We start from the raw sequence: 20,259 nt of genomic DNA, 5'->3' as shown, positions 1-20,259 counted from the left end.
AATAAGGACGGTTTAATTTTTTAAATAAAATTTACTTGTAAAGGTAGTGCTGTTTCCAACATTATCTGTTACTATAACTTTTAAATTTTGTTCTTCAGATCCGGATTTCAGATCTCTCAGGTCATAACTCAGCATATCTTTTTTAGGCTCGTATTCCATTAATATCCATTTTCCGTTTATCGTTGCCCTATAATTAGCTATCCCTGTTTCCAGATCTTCAATCTTTACCTTCAGATACTGATAGTTGGTCAGCCACTGATCTCCTTTAAAATTAATAGGGGTGACCTTTGGGGAAATAGTATCCGTAGCAAGAGTATAAACGCCAAGGTTCCTTGTTTTAGTACTTAAAACATCTCCTCTTTTAGCGGTATCCTCATAAACCAGCTCGTTGTCTTCTTCGTCATATCTGGCAATGTACAGCTTTCTCCTTTCTTCCTCTGAATAGGATGAGGTATCAAAGCTTACCGTAAAATTCCTATGTACGGGGATCTTATCGTGATGAATATTTAAAGTACTATCTGTTTTTTGGATATCTATATAAAAGTTCTCGTAAAAGGAATTGGCCGGAAAAAAGACGGAGCAGCCTTCAAATTCGTAATTATTATCGATCGAGGCCCTGAGAAAATTATCGGTTACGAGGGTTTCGGTTTTTTCTATTACTTCCTGTTTTTTACCCTCTACCGGTATCCTGATGGTACTTTTATTCCCTTTAAAATCGCTTATTCTTATTTCTATCGTGTATTCCTGTCCCTCTTCGATTTCAAGAATACCATCATTAACCGTTGTTTCATATATACTGAGTGGGTTTTTTGGAGCGATAAACAATTTCTGTACCCTTTCTTTTTCCGTCCTGTACCTTTCGAAATCTATAAAAGCATTTATAAAACGGGTCTCGGCAAAGGAGAATTTTTCAAAATCATAACTAAAGTGCTGTTGCCCGTTCAGCATCATTTCTACCGCATAAACACCGTTCTTATTATAAGTGTGGTCCTGTTGATCATAGGTATTGACCCCAAAACCTATCTTTCCTTCGGCATAGACCTTTTCTGCCAGGAAATTACCATTGCCCTGCTGCGTGAGTTTAATCTCTATTGGAACATTGGATTGGTTTATCTGAGCATTGTCATCTATGGAATAACCGAAAAGGCCAAGGACCCGCGGTGCTTTGGAATCTGAAATGTTGATCCCGAAATGCATGGGGTTAATGGGTTTCTGAGCACTGTCTCTGTACTCGAAATGAAGATGAGGCCCGCCGCTGCTTCCCGTATTTCCGCTATAGGCTATCAGATCTCCCTTGCTAACCTTAAACTCATTTGGTTCCGGAAATATCTCTACTTCATAGGACTCACGTTCGTATTGTATCTTCTTGACATACGCTTCAATCTCGGGGGAAAACTTTTTAAGATGGGCGTATACAGAGGTGTAGTATCCGTTAGGGTGTACAATATAGAGTGCTTTTCCAAATCCCCAGGGAGAAACTTTTATCCGGGTTACGTAGCCATCACCTACAGAAAAAATTGAAAGCCCTTCCCGTTGCTGGGTCTTTATATCTATTCCGGAATGAAAATGATTGGAACGTAATTCCCCGAAAGTCCCCGAAAGTAAAAGCGGAATATCAAGGGGAGGCCTGAAGGCATCTTTTGGATATTCTTTCTGGGCAAACGTGGGAACCGTAAACAGAATAAAGAAAAAGGCTAAAAACCGCATAGCAATCATATTGTGAAGCTAAAAATAAATAAATGAGTTAAACTGATAAAATTCACAACCTAAAAAGAGCAAATATTATTGCACAATGATAGTAATTTAGTGCTTTTAAGGAAGAATTTTTGCCATAACTATTGCGAAGTATGCTTAGGTATGTTATTTTTGTAAATATATGTATTGAATTTGCAGGGCATGAGCGATGTTACCCATATTGTTGATTCGCTGGAAAACAGAATTAGCAAATTGCTTCATAAATACGAAGCATTAAAGCAAGCGAATCTTAAATTAACTCAGGAATTAGCAATTTCGGAACGGGCCAGAGCAGAACAGGAAAAGGTTGTTTTGGAATGGGAAGAAAAATACAATGCTCTAAAGCTGGCCAATTCAATGCTTGGCAGTAGTGAAACAAAAACAGAAGCTAAGCTTAAAATAAATACTTTAATACGAGAGATTGATTATTGCATTGCTCAACTTTCGGAATAGTGCTCTAAAAATAATATGGAGGAAAAGCTCAAGATTAAGATCTCTATCGCAGATAGGGTTTATCCGCTGACAATACGACCGAGCCAGGAAGAAGGATTGCGAAAAGCAGCAAAGGAAATAGAGGCACTGATAAAACAATTTGAGCAAAATTATGCCGTAAGGGATAAGCAGGACGTATTGGCTATGTGTGCGTTGCAATTTGCATCGCAGGTAGAGCAAAAAAGTATAGATAAAGAAAACGTAGATGTTGAAGTAAGAGAACGTTTAAAGACCTTAAACGAACTCTTGCGAGAAAAACTTAGTTGAATACAGAAGTTCTTTTAAATAACATAAAGTTACTGCCTACATTGGTTTATATTTTTTGACAAACTCAACGCTATAAAATTCAAAAGGGTGAGTTTAAGTTGTAAAAGCATGCCGTCTTTGTCACGGATCCTTGAGCAGCTTGTTAGCCCTAAACTTGTATTTAGGAGTTTGTACAAAGCTCGACCGATGTAGGCTTTTTTTATATAAATAAGATAAAGATGGATAATACAACATTATTAGTTATTGCAGTAGTTGTTGGTTTGGTTATAGGGTTTGCAATTGCAAAGTTCCTGGAGAAAGGAAAGGCGTCAAAGATGATTTCCTCAGCAAAGAAAGAAGCATCCTCCATAGTGAAGAACGCTAAAAGAGAAGCAGAAAACATAAAAAAAGATAAAATATTTCAGGCAAAGGAGAAGTTCCTGGAACTGAAAGCCGAGCATGAAAAAGTTATAATTTCCAAAGACAAGAAGATAGCAGAAGCCGAAAAAAGAACAAGGGATAAAGAATCCCAGGTTACGGGAGAGCTTAATAAGAACAAGAAATTAAACGATGCTCTTGAAGAGAAAATAAAGGATTACGATTACAGGATAGATTTCCTGGACAAGAAAAAATCCGAAGTAGATAAACTTCACAAAAGCCAGGTAGAACAGCTGGAAGTTATTTCCGGACTTTCTGCAGATGAGGCTAAAGATCAACTTATAGAATCCTTAAAGACCGATGCCAAGAGCGATGCAATGGCTTATATCCAGAACACTATGGAAGAAGCCAAATTAACCGCTCAGCAGGAGGCAAAAAAGGTGATCGTCAATACCATTCAGCGTATCGGTACCGAAGAAGCGGTAGAGAACTGTGTTTCTGTTTTTAACCTGGAATCAGACGATGTAAAGGGAAGGATTATCGGTAGGGAAGGAAGGAATATCAGGGCTCTGGAATCGGCTACGGGAGTAGAGATCATTGTAGATGATACTCCGGAAGCAATTATCCTGTCCTGCTTTGATTCTGTGAGAAGGGAAATTGCCCGTCTTTCACTTCATAAACTGGTAATGGACGGAAGGATCCACCCTGCACGTATTGAAGAGGTGGTTCAGAAAACAACCAAACAGATCGAAGAAGAGATTATAGAAGTAGGTAAGAGAACCGTTATCGACCTGGGTATCCACGGATTGCATCCGGAACTGATCAAGGCGATCGGAAGAATGAAATATCGTTCTTCATATGGACAGAACCTACTGCAACACTCCAGGGAAGTAGCAAAACTATGTGGAGTGATGGCTGCGGAACTCGGATTGAATCCGAAACTTGCCAAGAGAGCCGGACTTCTTCACGATATTGGAAAAGTGCCGGAAACTGAAACTGAGATGCCTCACGCTGTACTTGGAATGGAATGGGCAGAGAAATACGGAGAGAAGCCGGATGTATGTAATGCCATCGGAGCTCACCATGATGAGGTAGAGATGAAATCGCTGCTTGCACCTATCGTACAGGTTTGTGATGCCATCAGCGGAGCGAGACCCGGAGCCAGAAGACAGGTATTGGATTCATACATTCAGCGTTTAAAGGACCTTGAAAATATAGCCTTCGGATTTACGGGAGTGAAAAAAGCCTATGCTATTCAGGCCGGTAGAGAACTTAGGGTGATCGTGGAAAGTGAAAAAGTAAGCGATGAAAAAGCGGCAGAACTGTCGTTTGAGATCTCGCAGAAAATACAAACCGATATGACCTATCCCGGACAGGTAAAGATTACCGTTATCAGGGAAACCAGAGCGGTGAATGTTGCGAAATAAATATTAAGAATATAGATAATTGAAGGCCCTGGTATTTAATACCGGGGCTTTTTTTGTTATATAGAGATGAGTACTCCTCCTTTTCCTTCGACTGCGCTCAGGATGACAGGAGGAGAATTATACATTTCACAATACATAAAAATTCTGCCTATAATGTCATTCCTGCGAAGGCAGGAATCCATAAAGACCGACCTATCTATTGACAGACTGGGAAGAGGGTGTAAAGAACAGTAAAAATCCTATTTCGACAGTGTATTACGAGGAGTGAAACGACGAAGTAATCCTTCTTATGTAAAATGAGATCGCTTCTCTACACCCGTCTGTCGACGAGTCAAGCTCGCGATGACAGGAGGTGAGTTTTGTATTTCTCTTACGTTAAAAGCGGAAGGGTTAATTTCAAAACTTAGCTGCTTTCTCAAAAAGACTTAGCACGTAACTCAAGAAGACTTAGCTGGTAAGTCACGAAGACTTTGCAGCTTTCTTAAAAAAAGTATGCAGCTAACTCTTCAAGACTTTGCAGGTAACTTTTTTTGACTTAGCAGGCAGGTCTAAAAAAGGCCCTGAATACAGGACTTCCCAAACAGCAAAATTTATCCAAAAAGAGGAGAAATCTCCTTTAGTTACACTCAATTACCTGGCCGTCTTCTCTGTACAGGCTGATCTCTCCATCCAGTTGAAGCGCAATAACGCTTACATCTTTATCCAGCGAATTTTCGGGGACATCAATATAGAGAAGACCGGGAACATCACTCCAGTACTGTTTTCCAACGATCTTATGGGAAAGCTTTGTTCCGTTACCAACTACCCGTATCCTGTTTATCTTGTTCTTCAAACCTTTTATAACAATAGGTCCGTTTGGTCTGTGGTCCAGGAAAAGGTACAGGATCTTCCGGTCTGCCGAGAGTGTTGTAGGGCCGTAAAAATGTCCTGCAGGGACACCTGCCCGGGTATTGTAAATAGCTTCTTCATGCTTTTTGGTCCACTTCCCAAGACTTTTCAGGATCTTTTCCTGCTCTTCCGGTATGGTCCCGTCTGCCTTCGGACCGATACCCAGCAGAAGGTTTCCGCCCAGACCGATACAATCAACAAAGATCCTGATGATCTGATTAGCCGATTTGTAGTTGTGATCGTTATGCTGATATCCCCAGGAATCGTTAGTGGTCATGCATAATTCCCAGTACTTGTCTTTTGGCCGGCTTACGGGAAGCCCCTGCTCCGGAGTTGCGTAATCGCCATATCCGCGTATCCTGGAATTCAGAATAACATTCGGGTTCCATTGCCGGAGGGAATCACTTAATTCTTTAGCTTTCCACTGCTCGGCACTCTGCTCCCAATCGCCGTCAAACCAGTAGAGGTCGGGCCGGTAATTCACCGAAAGCTCTTTTAGCTGATCAAAATTAAACTTCACAAACCGCTGCCACTTTACCGGATCTGTTTCATATCTTTTTTCGTTTCTCAGGAAGTTAGGATAATCAGGATGAGACCAATCCAGCAGGGAAAAATACAGACCTACCTTTAATCCTTGCTGCCTCAGTGCTTCGGCAAAAGGCTTTACCAGATCTTTTCGGGCTTTTGTTTTTCTTACGTCAAGTTCACTCCATTTGCTATCCCAAAGTGCAAATCCGTCATGGTGTTTGGTAGTGAGAACAGCGTATCGGGCACCGCTTTCTTTAATGAGTCCTGCCCAGTATTCCGGATCGTATTTCCTGGCGGTAAAACCACTTAATTGCTTCATATAATCTTCATAGGAGATATAGCCGTTAAAGAAAGACCAGGACTCATCTATCCCATTTACAGAATAGATCCCCCAATGAATGAAGATCCCGAGCTTAGCTTCTTTAAACCATTTCATACGCTGGCTATCAGACTGGTCTTGAGCCTTAAGCGGAGCGGATAATAATATGACAATCAGAAAGAGGAAATTGTAGAATTGCAGTGGTTTTTTCATTTTTAATCGGGTATTAAAGGCATTTATATCCTTGATCATTCTGCATCATCCCAGGCGGTATCCGTATAAAAGTACAGAACTTTATGTGAAATTTACAAGCGATAATGTATTTTTAGAACATGATATACAGATTCGCATTCCTATTGTTTGCAGGCCTCTGTTTTTTAGGCTGTAAGAAGCAGGACAAAACCGTATCCATAACCGATATTCACGATTCATGGCAATTTAAAGAGACCGCAGCCAAAGATTGGAACACTGCCAGTATCCCGGCTACTGTACACAGTAACCTCCTGGAAAATCAGATGATAGACGATCCTTTTGTGGGAGATAATGAATTTAAACTCCAGTGGATCTCAGAAAAGGATTGGGAATACAAAACAACATTCGAGGCGGATGCTTCATTGCGGTCCAAAAAGCATATTGAATTACACTTTGACGGCCTGGATACCTATGCATCCGTTTACCTGAATGACAGCCTGATCCTGGAAGCTGATAATGCTTTCAGACGATGGAAAAAGGATGTCAAGAAGATACTTCGGGATAAGAATAGCCTGCGAATCGTTTTTAAAAACGCGACGGAGATAGAAGAGGTCGAGAAGGCAAAATTGTACTATGAACTGCCGGAAGGGAACAGGGTATTCAGCAGAAAGCCACAATTTCATTATGGCTGGGACTGGGGACCTAAATTTATTACTTCGGGGATCTCCGGTCCGGTACAGTTAAAGGCCTGGGATGACCTGAAAGTGGAAGATATTTTTATCCGCCAGGAAAAAATGGATAATGAAAGGGCGCTGCTCACTGCAGAAATAGAACTGACAGCCGATGAAAGTAAAACCGTGACCGTAGAGGTAAAGGTAAACGGTGATGCAGTTTCTTCGCATGAAATGCAGTTGCGTAAGGGAAGATCCGATTATCGGATCCCGTTTGAAATTGAGGACCCGCAGTGGTGGTGGACCCATAATCTCGGCGACCCCTACCTCTACGATATCCAGGTAAATATTTTTGATTCCAGGGCTCTCTATGCCAGTAAAACCATCCGGAAAGGCCTCCGGACCATAGAACTGGTTACTCAGGAAGAAGAGGGAAAGAAAGCCTTTTATTTTAAACTTAACGGGGTGCCTGTGTTTATGAAAGGAGCCAATTATATCCCGCAGAACAGTTTTCAGGACCGGGTAAAAAAAGAAGATTACGAAAGATTGCTCAGCGATGCGGTGAAATCAAATATGAATATGCTGAGAGTATGGGGAGGGGGGATCTATGAAAAGGATATTTTTTATGATCTCTGTGATGAAAAAGGGATCCTCCTGTGGCAGGATTTTATGTTCGCCTGTGCCATGTATCCGGGAGATGAGGCTTTTTTACAAAATGTAAAGGAAGAAGCGATCGATAATATTAAACGCCTGAGAAATCATTCCAGCATTGCGTTGTGGTGTGGGAATAATGAGAATTCGGAAGGCTGGGCCCGGTGGGGCTGGCAGGCCGGAAAAAGCGAAGAACAAAAAGAAAGGATCTGGGGGCATTACCAGGCCGTATTTAACGGGATACTCCCGGAACAGGTTAAGCGCCTGACCGATGATATTCCTTACTGGGAGAGTTCTCCCAAGTACGGGAGGGGAGATGAACGCTATATAAGCGAAGGAGACGCCCACGACTGGTGGGTCTGGCATGATGCCTATCCCTTTGAGCATTTTGAGGAAAATGTTCCCCGATTTATGAGTGAATTCGGTTTTCAGGGATTCCCTTCCTATAAGGCCATAAAGTATGTAACCCAATCAGATAGCATTGATATATCAGGTAAGAACTTTGTTTCCCATCAGAAGCACTCCAGAGGGTTTCAGCTGATCCGTGAATATATGGAGAGGGATTTTCCGGTTCCGGATACTGATGAAGATTATGTATATGTAAGTCAGCTGTTACAGGCCTATGGAATAGGGAAGGGGATAGAGGCCCAGCGCAGGGCCATGCCCTATTGTATGGGAAGCCTGTACTGGCAGCTTAACGATTGCTGGCCGGTAGTTTCCTGGTCGGGCATAGATGGTTTGGGAGAATGGAAAGCGCTTCAGTATACAGCAAAGCACGCATTTGAAGACTTGCTGCTATCATCCAGACTCCAACAGGATACTTTGGAAATAAACCTGGTAAATGATGCCTTATCCGGGCTAAAAGGCGATTTGAAGCTGTCTTTGATCGATTTTGAAGGCAAGGAGCTTTGGAAAACCGAAATGCCTGCGGAGGTAGGAGCTAATGAAAGCAAACTGGTATACAGATTTCCACTTTCGGTTATCGGCACCGATAGAAAGGAAGTGGCATTAAAGGTGGATTTTAACGGAAAAGAAAGGGTCTTTTATTTTGTAAAGCCCAAAGAGCTCGGATTAAAAAGAGGGAAGATAGAAAGGCAGATACAAAAAAAAGAAAGCGGTTATGAGATCGTCCTGACCTCAGACACTCTGCAAAAGGATGTGTTCCTGTATACGGATACGGAAGGGCATTTTGAAGATAATTTCTTCGACTTGCTTCCCGGTACGGAAAAGCGCATACAATTCTCCACTCAGGCCGATCTTAACGAAAAGGACCTGCATCTTAAAACGCTTAATAAAATAATAGACAGTCAATAAAAAAGCCGCTCTAAAGCGGCTTTTTTACATAATTACAATTTGGATTAGTCGTCCATTGTTCGGAGTTTCTTGAGTTTTGCTTTCCACAATTCAAGATCCGATTTATGCTTGTCAATATTCTTCACTACATCTTTAACCAGAGGGTTGTCTTCGGAAGCATTTGAGAAGAACTGAAGGTTGTTTTCCAGCTGGCGGATCGCCGATTTCAGTTCATCTATTTTTCTTCTGATGAAAATACGCTCGTTATCCAGAAGGTGACCGTCTTTGGCACCAGCCAGTTGCTGAAGCTTATTTCCGTATTTCAACAACTCTGCCTCCTGTTTGTCCATATCCAGTTTTCTGAACAGGGCATCCAGGATCTTATTAAATTTGGCTTCAATGCTTTTCTTGTTATAAGGTACCCGTCCTATGGATTTCCATTCGCTGATATACGCTTTAATGGCCTCGAGGTCCTTTTCTTTTTCTCCCGAAAGCTCAAACTCCTTCAATCTGTCGAGGAAAGCCTTTTTGGCTTCAAAAGCTTCGAGCTCCTCCTTATTATCTTCATTTCTCTGAGCGTGTAGCCTGTCGAAATAATGATTACAGGCAGTTTTAAAATCATTCCAGATCTTATCGGAGAACTTTCTGGGTACATGCCCTATCTTTTTCCAGTCTTCCTGTACCTTTTTGAGGATAGGAGTGGTCTGCGCCCAGTCATCACTGTCTTTTAAAGATTCTGCAAGCTTAACCAGTTCCAGTTTCTTCTCGTAGTTATCGTGCTGTTCCTTTTTAAGGTTCTTGTAAAAGGCGTTTTTATTCCTGTTAAAGGTCCTTACTGCTTCCTTGAAGGCCGCCCAGGTGGCTTCATTAACTTTATGCGGAACTTTTCCGGCTGCAAAGAAGGATTCTCTAAGAGCTTCGATCTCTCTGATCTGTTTTTGCCATTCGTTATGGTTGGAAGCTTTTTTTTCTGCAATTTGGTTGATACCTGCAATGATACCGTTCTTGATCTCCAGGTTTTTCTCATATACACTGTCGAGGTTCTTGAAATACTCCTGACGACGATCGTGAATAGCCTTTGTAGCTGCACTGAAACGATTCCACACATCTTCTCTGTGCTCGCGGTCAACCGGTCCGATCTCTTCTTTCCACACTTTATGCAGTACCTGAAGTTCCCTGAAGGCTTTGCTTATATCTTCTTCTTTACTCAGTTCTTCGGCCCTTGCAACCAATTTCTCTTTTTCTTCCAGGTTATGCCTGAAATCCAGATCTCTGAGATCTCTATTCAGATCGAGGAAGTCATAAAAGATCTCTACATGATGGTGATAGGTTCTCCAGACATCATTATAACTCATTCTGGGAACTGGCCCGGCCGATCTCCATCGGTCCTGTAATTCCTTAAAATGCTTATAAGTAGTATTTATATTTTCCTCAACATTGATAAGTCCCTTGAGTTCTTCGATAATCTCCAGGCGATTGCTCAGATTATCCTTAAGGGTCTGTTCGAGGTTTTTATAATATTGATTCCTGTGTTCCTTGTACTCTCCGTAAACTTTATTAAAACGTGTTTTTAGAGGGGATGAATATCTGAAATCGATCTCGTTACCACCTTCATTGACAAAATCCTCCTTTTTCTGCTCCAGGAACTCCTGGAATTTCAGATCGAATTCATGCTTAATACCATCTACATGGGTTTTGATAGCCTGGACCTTTTCATTCCTGACCAGTTTCTGAAGTTCTTCCACCAGATCGTCCATACTCATGGAATGGTAATCCAGTACAGGGATTATATGTCTTTTGTGATTGTGTTCGTCTTCTGCATCTTCTGCATTGGACTCATCTATTTCGTTGATAGCTTCTTCGTGCCCGTTATCGGTTTTTTCTTCACCTTCTTTATCGCTTTCCTTTTCCGGGGATTCTTTTTTGGCTTCTGCCTTTTCTGTAGGCTCTTCGACTACAGCTTCGGTATCGGCTTTTTCTTCAACTTCCGCAACAGCATCAGTCTCTCCCGCCACTTCTTCATTTGTTTCTGTAGCTTCCGGTTGTTCCGGAGTTGCGTCAACTGTAGTTTCTGTATCTGGTTTCTTATCGGCCTCTTCAACTTTTTCTACAGCATCGGTTTGCTCAACGGTTTCTTCGGCATTTTTCGTCGCTTCGGCAGAGGTTTTTTCTTTTTTTAAATCTTCATTTCCTTCTGCCTCCACACCCGGCAGGTTATCCTTTTTCTCGTCTAACATTCTGAATAATGTTTAAGGTTCATCATTACTTTGAACCTGAAAGATACTAACAACTGTTAAAATACCAAAGTATTTTACGTTTTCTAATTAAAAAAGTGAAGGAAATTCAATATTTAGCTATTCCATATTTCCCAGGCTTTTTCTGCTTGTAGTTCAAGCATCTGCAAGCCGTTTAGAGTTTGAGCCCCTCTTTCCCTTCCCAATTTAAGAAAGCTGGTTTCTTCGGGATTGTAAATAAGGTCGTATAGCAGATGTCCGGAAGTGATAAACTCATACGGAATGGAGGGTTTATTCTCAATATCGGGAAAAGTGCCCAGGGGAGTGCAATTCACAATAACCGGATAGGAGCTGATGAGATCCTGGTTGAGGTCGTTATAAGTAAACTGATTTCTGGCTTTTTTCCTGGAAACAAAGGCATAATCTATACCCAAACGATCAAAGACAAAAGCTATGGCCTTTGAAGCACCTCCGGTTCCGAGGATGAGCGCTTTTTTATGATGTTCTTTCAGAAAAGGATGGATAGATTCTCTGAACCCGTGATGATCGGTATTAAAGCCTTTCAGACCGTTTTCCTCAATTTTTATTGTATTTACTGCTCCAATCGCTGCAGCGTCACTATCGAGCTCGTTTAAGTAGGGAATGATTGCTTCTTTATAGGGAATGGTAACATTAAGCCCTTTTAAATTAAGGGTATTGGCAATAACCTCCTGAAAAGCTTCTATGGCAGGCAGGTCGAAGTTGGTGTACAGATACGACTGTAAGCCCGAATTTTCGAATTTCTTGTTGAAATAACCCTGTGAGAAGGAATAGGAAATATTTTTTCCTATCAATCCGAATAAGTTAAGAATGTTTTCGTGTTTTTTTTCCATACCAGTCCAGTGCCAATACAATTAGAATTCCCAAAATTACAAATCCGATCGTATACCAGGTCTCTGCAAGCAGAGGGTCGGGTAGAAAGCGCTCGTAATTATGAACGATCTTTTCTCCGTTACTGTCCATGATCAGAATGCCGGCTTCGTCGGTCTTATAGATCGTTTTTTTCCAGGGCCATACTACTCCCAAAGATCCGGAGATAAATCCTATGATCAGTGCGGTGGTAACATTTTTAAAATGCTTTAATACGTAAGAGAGCAGGTGTGAAAAAGTAACCAGGCCTGTAGCTGATCCCAGGGTAAATACGCCCAGGATGGTCAGGGTCTTGATCCTTACCTGATTTTTCATAAAACTGAAATCGCCTTTCAGCATTTCCGCAAGCGTATCGTATAACGCATTTACCGAATCTACCAGGAGGAGAACGTAATTTCCCAGTAAAATAAGGATAAAGGAGCCCGAAAGGCCGGGCAGGGTCATTCCCGATACACTGATGATCCCGCAAACGAAAATAAAAAGAAGGTTGGTGTTCTCTTTGGCGGGATTTAAAAAACTGATGGCAATACCTATAGATATTCCTATGAGGAAAAAGAAAACGGTTTTTCGGTTCCAGTGATGAAAATCCTTGCCGATATAATATATGGAGCCTATGATCATTCCGAAGAAAGCAGCCCAGACAAAGAGTTCCTTTTTCTCAATAAAATAATCCAGGAGTTTTGAAACGCTAAAATAACTGATCAGCATTCCGAGGATAAGAAGCCCCAGGAAACGCCCGTTAATATATTGTACAAAGCTTTTATAGCGCCTGTTTATAAGCAGCTTAAAGGCTTTGGCGTTAATTTTTTGAAGGGAATAGATAAATTCTTCGTAAAAACCAGCGACAAAAGCAACCACCCCACCGGAAACGCCTGGAACTTTATTGGCGGCTCCCATGGCAAGACCTTTTATTATTAAAAAAATCTTGTCTTTTAATGTTCTGGTGCTATTCATGAATTAGTTTCTGGCTTTAGTCGCTATTTTTTCCAATAAATAAATAGTCAGGAAGCCAAAGATCATAAAACCAACGGCCCAGACTATTTTAGGGTCGCCATCAAAGGCAGAAGGTAAGATACTCTCCTGAAGCAAAGGCTCCTTTTCACCATGGGAATTCTCAAACCAACTCAACGTATTTTTCCACGGCCAGATCTTGTTCAGGGAACCGATCATAAAGCCCGTCAGTACAGATAAAGTTAAGTTTTTATAATTAGAAAACATCCATTTAAGCATTTTGGAAAAGGTTTTTAAACCGAGGATAGCTCCTAATACCAGGGAAATGAACTTAAGGAAGGCATCCATGAATTTTTCCGAATTCAGCTCAAAGACACTTTCCAGAAAGGTATTTACCGTTTCAATAGCCGTGCTGTATGCTCCCAGTAAAACCAGGATAAAAGCTCCGGAAACCCCGGGTAATATCATGGCTATGATAGCAATGAACCCGCAGAGGAACAGATAGTAAAAACTGCCGGGAGAACTGGTGGGTTCTACAATGGTTATATAATAAGATATGAGTGTTCCCGCAATCAGGAAAATAATTGCGAGCGCATTCCATTTACTGATGCTTTTAATGATAAGAAAGATACTTGCCACAACCAGACCGAAGAAAAAAGACCACAGCACTATGGGTTCATTTTCCAGAAGCCATTCGATTCCCTTTGCCAATGAGAGAATACTTATAAATATCCCGGCAAATAAGGCCAGGAGAAAATTTCCGTTGATCTTTTTCCAGGTAGCTGCAAAACCTTCTTTGCGAATACCTTTTAAATTGGCGATACTAAGATTGTCGATACTGGTAATTAGTTCTTCGTAGATTCCCGAAATAAAGGCAATAGTTCCTCCGGATACTCCCGGAACCACATCTGCGGCACCCATGCATATTCCTTTTAGGGTGATCAGGGCATAATCTTTAGTCGATCTTGGCATACTTTTCTGTTAACTCAAGCAAAAGTATGGAATATTACATAGAAGTGTTTTTAAATTCTGTTATAAAATTCACAACCGAGTTCCTTTTACTGATGGCGGGGAATAATTCTTCAATTAAAATATGCTTGTCAAAATTATTTCTGAGGGCATTCTTCAGGTAGAACCGCCCTTTTACCGTCTGAGACGTAAGAAAGTAGAAGCCTGCCAGTCTGTATTCGATGGAAGCTTCTTCCGGGTAGAATTCTGAAGCCTGCAGCAGGGTCTGGATCCCGCTCTCATAATCTCCCAGTTTTAAAAGAATATCACTCCAGGAGATCCAGGTCTCCAATTCGTAATTACCCAATTCTATGGTCTTCTGATAGGAGATATCAGATTCCTCATAAAGAGAAAGCTTTTCGTTGATCTCTGCACTGCGTTTCCAGTAAAGTACGTTCTCACTGTCTATATTAAGCGCCTTATTGATGTAGTACAACGCTTTTTTGTAATTCTTCTGCTTAAAGTAAAAATCTGTAATGGCGATCCACCCTTTATCTAGAAGCGGATCTTCATGAACAGTCTTGTAATAGTATTGCTTTGCGATGTCCTTATTACCCAGTTTTTCCTGGCAGATACCTATTCTCAGGTAGGCAAATGAGGTGGGATCATCAATTTGAAGGGTTGTCTCGTAGTTCTCGATAGCTTCTTCATAACGCCCGAGTTTTTCCAGGACCTTGGCCTTTTCGAGATAGGCCCCTATAAAGATATCATCCGAATAGATGGCAAACTCAAAACTGGCAAGGGCTTCCTTGTACATTTCCTTGGCAAAGAACTGTTTTCCCAACTGATGCCAGGCAACTTCACTGTAGGGATTCCTGTCCAGGTATCCGTTCAGGAACTCTATAGCCCCGTCGAAGTCCTCCAGAAATTCATAGCAATAAATAATATTATAAAGTGAAGAGTAGTCTTCGAAATCTTCATCGATACATTTGATGAAATAATCTTTAGCGGCCTTATAATCGTCCATAAACAGGTACTCCATCCCGATCAGGGAAAAGATATCTGTAGTCTCTTCGGCATAGGCGAGGGCCACCTTCAGAAGCTCTATGGCTTTCTCATGATCGTCTTTTTTAGAATAGATATTGGCTTTCTGAATGTATATTTCCTCATTGGAATATTCGATGGCCATCAATTCATTCAGCATTTTTTCTGCTACTTCCAGTTTGTTTTCAAAGACGAGGACTTCAATATGGAGGAGTTTCAGGTTGATGGAAGATGTATGTTGTTCCAGCCCTATTTTGATTGCCTTTTTGGCCAGTGCTACTTTTCCGGAGTCGAGATAGTGATGTATAATTTCTTCAAAATCAGTGGAGTCGAAAAAGTAAACATTATTTGTTTTAAGCATTGATTCAAACCTCGAAATGGGGAAGTTTTCTTCTTCATTAGAACTAAACTGCATAGGCATGCTTTTTTAGATTTCCTTACTTCTAAAATTAAAATATGAAGGCTTCAATTTTTAAGAAAATCCGTTTTGTTATTAACAAATTAGTTAACATTTAAGCCCTGGTATTCGTCTAAAACCTCCAGAATAATCGCGCATCCGCTACGAATTTCCTCTTCCGAAATAGTTAGAGGAGGAGTAATTCTGGCAGCTTTTTTCTCGAATAATAACCAGAAAAGGATCAGCCCTTTATCGAGCGATCTCAGGATGAGGTGGTTGGTAATTTCTTCATTTTCAAATAATAACGCCAGCATAAGACCTTTGCCCCGTATCTCCTTTATCAGCGGATGAACGAGGAGCTCCCGAAAGAGTGTTTCTTTCCGCAGCGTATCGGGTATAAGGGTGGTTTGTGTCAGCTCTTTCAGAGTAGCCAGGCAGGCTGCTGCAATAACCGGATGGCCTCCGAAGGTGGTAATATGCCCTAATTTGGGGCCTTCCTTAAGATTATCCATCATAGCTCTGGAAGCAGTAAAGGCGCCCACGGGCATTCCTCCTCCCATACCTTTTCCCATGATAACTATATCGGGTACTATATCGTAATGTTCAAAGCCGAATAAGCGGCCCGTACGCCCGAAACCGGGCTGTATCTCATCCAGGATGAGAAGGGCGCCTGTTTCCTCACATCGGGCTTTTACCTTTTTTAGATAATCGTTTTCCGGAGCCACAAAACCAGCTCCTCCCTGTATGGTCTCCAGGATTACCGCTGCTGTGTTAGCAGTGATCTTTAAAAGGTCTTCTTCACTATTGAATCTGATATAGCGGGTTCCCGGAATTAAGGGCCGGAAAGCACTTTTCCGTTCTTCAAAGCCCATGACACTCATGGCTCCCTGCGTATTGCCGTGATAGGCCTTTTCGGCCGCAATGATCTCAGATCTTCCTGTTACCTTTTTTGCCAGTTTCAGGGCTCCTTCCGTAGCTTCCGTACCCGAATTTGTCAGGTAGGTAGTCTCCAGGGGAGCGGGAAGGTGGGTTGCAAGAAGCTTACTCAGTTCTACGGCAGGTTTAAGGATATATTCTCCGTAAACCATAACATGAGTATAGGCATCTAATTGCTCTTTAATGGCATTGGTAACCGTAGGATGACCATGCCCAAGGCTGTTGGCAGATACCCCCGCAACAAAATCCAGGAAAGCTTTTCCGGAATTGTCGTAGATATAGGAACCTTCGGCATGCGAAATTTCCATAGCCAATGGATGCGGACCTGTTTGTGCCTGATATTTAAAGAAATCTTCTTTGATACTTTCTGTGTTTGAGGTTTGATCAGGATGGTATTCGATATGAAATCCTGTCTGGTTTTATTGTTTGGAAGCCGATTTTGACTTTTCCTTTTCCTGTATTACGGCTTTGGCTTTTGGTACTGCCTTGTTCTTTTCAGGATCTTTTTCTCCCTCCTTCGATCTTTCGGACTCTTCGGCATCTATATCGATGGGATTATCGATCCCCCGTATCTTTACAAGCTCTATATTGTAGTCATCTTCGTCAAAAATATCATCCTTTTTCCGTATCATCTCATCTCCGCGCCAGAGCACGCCTCTGAGCCTCCGGGCATTTACCGGGAGATCTGCCTCCGGATAAATGGTCCCGTCGGGATTCGTGATAAAAGTAATATCCTCTATCTGACTTTCAAAAAAGGTCATATTAATGGCGCTGCACACCGATTTATTGATCCCTATCAATTCGTTTTTATCGTTGTACATATAGTAGATCACCTCGGTATTCTTGATGATATCGACCTCCTTTAATTCGCTTTCTATAAACTTCCCGAAGAGATCCTTACCCACTACCTGGTTAAAACCGTCCTTGCTCAGAGTATCTTTCTGCATGATCAAAGCGTTGTTCAGGATCTTAAGAGAGTCGAGTTTTTCGGTTTCCAGATTGGTGATCAGGTGAATACTATCGCCGGTCATCTGGTTTTCTCCCGACCATAATACCGGATTTAACTTTCTTCGTTCCGATAACCGGAGCGTAGAAGCATTAGGCCCCAACGGCTTTCCTATAAGCTGCGTGATACCTGTTTTCTGATCTACGTGGATAGAATCGCCTTTTCCGCTGAGGTCAAACTTGTAGATCTTTACATTCCTGAAGCCCCTGATAATGCGATGATCGGGTTTCCCTGTAACCATAAGGGTATCTCCGTGAATATAAATAGAATCTTTTTCCAGAAGGTTGATAGCTACCGCTCTTTTGGTAATAAAAACGGAGTCCTTCGCCTTAAAAACTTCTGCATAATGCCCTTTTACCACTCCTTTATTAATGGTATCTATAACCTTAATGTTATTGGTGGCCGAGGCAAATTCATTTAACTTATTAAAGTAAAGACTATCTCCGTTAATGATCCGGTTGTTGTAATCGATCCTCGAATTTTTGACGAAATAACCGTTTTCGTCATTGGTGTTGTAAAACCCTCTTTCGCAATACACCTTATAATCCTTTCCCACAATAGTAGAGGGACCGTACATATAAGCGTGCTGAGTGGTGGTGTAGTAGTCCAACTGGGCCGAATTCAATACATATTCCGGATGGGTGATCTCCACATCACTAAGAAACTGATATTTTTTCTTCTCAATAAAATAACGTCCCTTGTTACTGGTAAGAACATTGACCGAATCTCTTACGGTTCCGAAACTCTCGTAATAAGCTTCCTGTACATTCCTGTCGAAATGCAGGGAATCGGTGGTCAGGGTGGTTTTAACATTGGTAAGCCTTACATTTTCTTTGGCGACCGCCAGTTTGCTATTCCCGTCATACCTGAGGTAAGCACTGTTCATCTGAACGGTATCTCCCTGGTTCAATCGTACATTCCCGTAGGCTTCAATAAGGTTTTCCTTTGGATTGAGAACCGCCAGATCGCACCACAGATCCGCACCCTGATGCTGGAACTGCACCTGCCTGTTGTTTTTCTTGCTGAAGATAGATTTCCCGGGATGCTTGATCTCATCCCTGCTGAAGGTACCTCCATATATAATATCTATCTTCTTTTTTTCCTGCGATTGTACACCGGAAATAAAAAAGACCGCAAATAAAAACAATACAAAACGACTCAATGATTTCAAACCTAAAATTTGGTTCAAAAATAAGATTTTTTGAATTAGATAATTATTTATTGTGATGTTTTTAAGAAGGCTTCGACCTTCCCGTATCATCGCTTATCGGTAAATGGTCTGAGTCCTGTCGGGGCCTACAGATACGATCTTGATAGGCACTTCCAGTTCTTTTTCCAGGAATTCGATATAAGCATTCAGGTTTTCCGGAAGCTGATCTGCCGAAGTCAGCTTGGTCAGATCTTTATCCCATCCCTTAAGCTCCGTATATACCGGTGTTACGCTATCTTCCTCTATGTTGTAAGGTAAATGTGAGATAGTCTCTCCGTTGTGTTTATAGCCTGTACAAACCTTAAGACGGTCAAATCCGCTTAACACATCACCTTTCATCATCATCAACTGGGTAACCCCGTTTACCTGAACGGCATATTTCAGAGCTACAAGATCCAGCCATCCGCATCTTCTCCTTCTTCCTGTAGTAGCACCGAATTCATTTCCTACGCGTCCCATAGTCTCTCCAACCTCGTCAAAAAGCTCGGTAGGGAAGGGGCCGCTTCCAACTCTGGTAGCATAGGCCTTAAATATACCTAGTACTTCTCCTATCTTATTAGGAGCTACTCCAAGTCCGGTACAAGCTCCTGCAGCGGTGGTATTGGAGGAAGTAACATAGGGGTATGTTCCGAAATCTATATCGAGAAGAGAACCCTGCGCTCCTTCTGCAAGGATGGTCTTTCCTTGTTTCTGCGCCTGGTGGATATATTCTTCACTATCTATAAAGGTCAGTGTTTTTAATACTTCTACAGCATCACAGAACTCCTCTTCAAGTTCTTTAAGATCGTATTGTACATCAACATTGTAGAAATCGATCATCGCCTCATGCTTGTTGGCCAGGGCTCGGTATCTGTCTTTCCAGTTACTGAGTTCCAGGTCACCTACACGCATCCCGTTCCTTCCGGTCTTGTCCATATATGTCGGGCCGATACCTTTAAGGGTAGAACCGATCTTGGCTTTTCCTTTGGAAGCTTCCGAAGCAGCATCCAGTAAACGGTGAGTAGGGAGTATCAGGTGCGCCTTTCTGGAGATCAGCAGGCGGGATTTGATATCGATATTGAACTTTTTAAGATTGTCCAGTTCTTTTTTAAAGATCACAGGATCTATAACCACTCCATTCCCGACAATATTGATCGCATTCTGGTGAAAGATCCCCGAAGGAATGGTGTGAAGTACGTGTTTTATTCCGTCGAATTCCAAAGTGTGACCTGCATTGGGCCCTCCCTGAAAACGTGCAATAATATCATAGTCTTTGGTCAGAACGTCTACAATTTTGCCTTTTCCTTCATCGCCCCATTGTAGTCCCAGGAGTAAATCTACTGCCATTATAAATAATGCTTAAATATTAGATGATTAATTAGTTTTTTTCTTTTGTTCCGTAAAAATAAAGTGAGTGGTTGTGGATCTTAATGTTAAAGACCTCTTCTATGGTTTTTTTGATACTTTGGATACGAGGATCACAGAATTCCATAACTTCTCCGGTGTCGGTAAGGATCACGTGATCGTGTTGCTTGTCAAAATAGGATTTTTCATAATGGGCCTGGTTTTGCCCGAACTGATGCTTCCTGACAAGGTTGCAATCCAAAAGTAATTCTATAGTATTGTAGAGTGTAGCACGGCTTACACGATAATTCTTGTTTTTCATTTTGATATAAAGCGATTCTATATCGAAATGTTCATCGCTATTGTATATCTCCTGAAGAATAGCATAGCGCTCAGGAGTTTTCCTGTGTCCGTTTTCCTCCAGAAAAGTGGTGAACACATTTTTTACAATTTCTTGATTTTTATCGTCAGCCATGATACGG

At 41.6% G+C, this 20,259-nt stretch carries 15 protein-coding genes and 1 other RNA gene; 5 read left to right on the top strand and 11 right to left on the bottom strand.

Translation table 11 applies throughout. The features are described 5' to 3' along the window. Positions 1-12: 12 nt before the first annotated feature. A complete protein-coding gene (locus tag GWK08_RS12050) occupies positions 13-1,707 on the bottom strand; it encodes a M23 family metallopeptidase (RefSeq protein ID WP_163607436.1) in 1,695 nt (564 codons plus the stop codon). Positions 1,708-1,896: 189 nt separating this feature from the next. Here GWK08_RS12050 and GWK08_RS12045 point away from each other — a divergent pair, with 189 nt between their 5' ends. The 4 genes from GWK08_RS12045 to rny all read left to right on the top strand — a co-directional run bounded on the left by GWK08_RS12045 (position 1,897) and on the right by rny (position 4,277). Beyond that, a complete protein-coding gene (locus GWK08_RS12045) occupies positions 1,897-2,187 on the top strand; it encodes a hypothetical protein (protein ID WP_163607435.1) in 291 nt (96 codons plus the stop codon). A gap of 15 nt (positions 2,188-2,202) precedes the next feature. Further along, entirely contained in the window at positions 2,203-2,493 is a 291-nt protein-coding gene (locus GWK08_RS12040) for a cell division protein ZapA (RefSeq protein ID WP_163607434.1), read from the top strand. Between the two features lie 62 nt (positions 2,494-2,555). Beyond that, a non-coding RNA gene (gene ssrS / locus GWK08_RS12035) (6S RNA) lies at positions 2,556-2,663 on the top strand. A gap of 48 nt (positions 2,664-2,711) precedes the next feature. Next, on the top strand, positions 2,712-4,277 hold the full coding sequence (gene rny / locus GWK08_RS12030) for a ribonuclease Y (protein WP_163607433.1): 1,566 nt from the start codon (positions 2,712-2,714) through the stop codon (positions 4,275-4,277). Positions 4,278-4,893: 616 nt separating this feature from the next. Here the strand turns inward: rny and GWK08_RS12025 are convergent. Continuing rightward, positions 4,894-6,225: an alpha-L-fucosidase gene (locus GWK08_RS12025; RefSeq protein ID WP_163607432.1), complete on the bottom strand. Its 1,332-nt coding sequence runs from the start codon at positions 6,223-6,225 to the stop codon at positions 4,894-4,896. A gap of 119 nt (positions 6,226-6,344) precedes the next feature. On the opposite strand from GWK08_RS12025, the gene GWK08_RS12020 reads away from it, so the two are divergent. Further along, positions 6,345-8,840 carry a beta-mannosidase gene (locus GWK08_RS12020; protein WP_163607431.1) on the top strand — a complete coding sequence of 832 codons (2,496 nt, stop codon included), beginning with the start codon at positions 6,345-6,347 and terminating at the stop codon, positions 8,838-8,840. A 44-nt stretch (positions 8,841-8,884) separates the two neighbouring features. On the opposite strand, the gene GWK08_RS12015 is transcribed toward GWK08_RS12020, so the two are convergent. From GWK08_RS12015 to GWK08_RS11975, 9 genes are all read right to left on the bottom strand, one after another. Then, positions 8,885-11,056: a DUF349 domain-containing protein gene (locus tag GWK08_RS12015; RefSeq protein WP_163607430.1), complete on the bottom strand. Its 2,172-nt coding sequence runs from the start codon at positions 11,054-11,056 to the stop codon at positions 8,885-8,887. A gap of 113 nt (positions 11,057-11,169) precedes the next feature. Further along, positions 11,170-11,925 carry a shikimate dehydrogenase family protein gene (locus tag GWK08_RS12010; RefSeq protein WP_163607429.1) on the bottom strand — a complete coding sequence of 252 codons (756 nt, stop codon included), beginning with the start codon at positions 11,923-11,925 and terminating at the stop codon, positions 11,170-11,172. Beyond that, a complete protein-coding gene (locus tag GWK08_RS12005) occupies positions 11,897-12,916 on the bottom strand; it encodes a DUF368 domain-containing protein (protein WP_163607428.1) in 1,020 nt (339 codons plus the stop codon). Before GWK08_RS12005 ends, GWK08_RS12010 begins: the two co-directional genes overlap by 29 nt. Before the next feature lie 3 nt (positions 12,917-12,919). Then, complete coding sequence (locus GWK08_RS12000) at positions 12,920-13,885, bottom strand: DUF368 domain-containing protein (protein WP_163607427.1); 966 nt, start codon at positions 13,883-13,885, stop codon at positions 12,920-12,922. Between the two features lie 34 nt (positions 13,886-13,919). Then, positions 13,920-15,320, bottom strand: a complete 1,401-nt coding sequence (locus tag GWK08_RS11995) for a tetratricopeptide repeat protein (protein ID WP_163607426.1) — start codon at positions 15,318-15,320, stop codon at positions 13,920-13,922. Between the two features lie 86 nt (positions 15,321-15,406). Further along, entirely contained in the window at positions 15,407-16,600 is a 1,194-nt protein-coding gene (locus GWK08_RS11990) for an aspartate aminotransferase family protein (protein ID WP_163607495.1), read from the bottom strand. A 57-nt stretch (positions 16,601-16,657) separates the two neighbouring features. Further along, positions 16,658-18,424 carry an OstA-like protein gene (locus GWK08_RS11985; RefSeq protein WP_394352003.1) on the bottom strand — a complete coding sequence of 589 codons (1,767 nt, stop codon included), beginning with the start codon at positions 18,422-18,424 and terminating at the stop codon, positions 16,658-16,660. Between the two features lie 84 nt (positions 18,425-18,508). Beyond that, on the bottom strand, positions 18,509-19,780 hold the full coding sequence (locus tag GWK08_RS11980; RefSeq protein WP_163607424.1) for an adenylosuccinate synthase: 1,272 nt from the start codon (positions 19,778-19,780) through the stop codon (positions 18,509-18,511). Between the two features lie 31 nt (positions 19,781-19,811). Continuing rightward, positions 19,812-20,252 (bottom strand): Fur family transcriptional regulator, encoded by a 441-nt coding sequence (locus tag GWK08_RS11975; protein ID WP_163607423.1) that lies wholly within the window; start codon positions 20,250-20,252, stop codon positions 19,812-19,814. Positions 20,253-20,259 lie beyond the last annotated feature (7 nt).

The sequence above is a fragment of the Leptobacterium flavescens genome, assembly GCF_010671605.1.
GTDB lineage: Bacteria > Bacteroidota > Bacteroidia > Flavobacteriales > Flavobacteriaceae > Leptobacterium > Leptobacterium flavescens.
The sequence above is the reverse complement of the archived record's forward strand: the minus strand, read 5'-3'. Positions and strand labels throughout refer to the sequence as shown.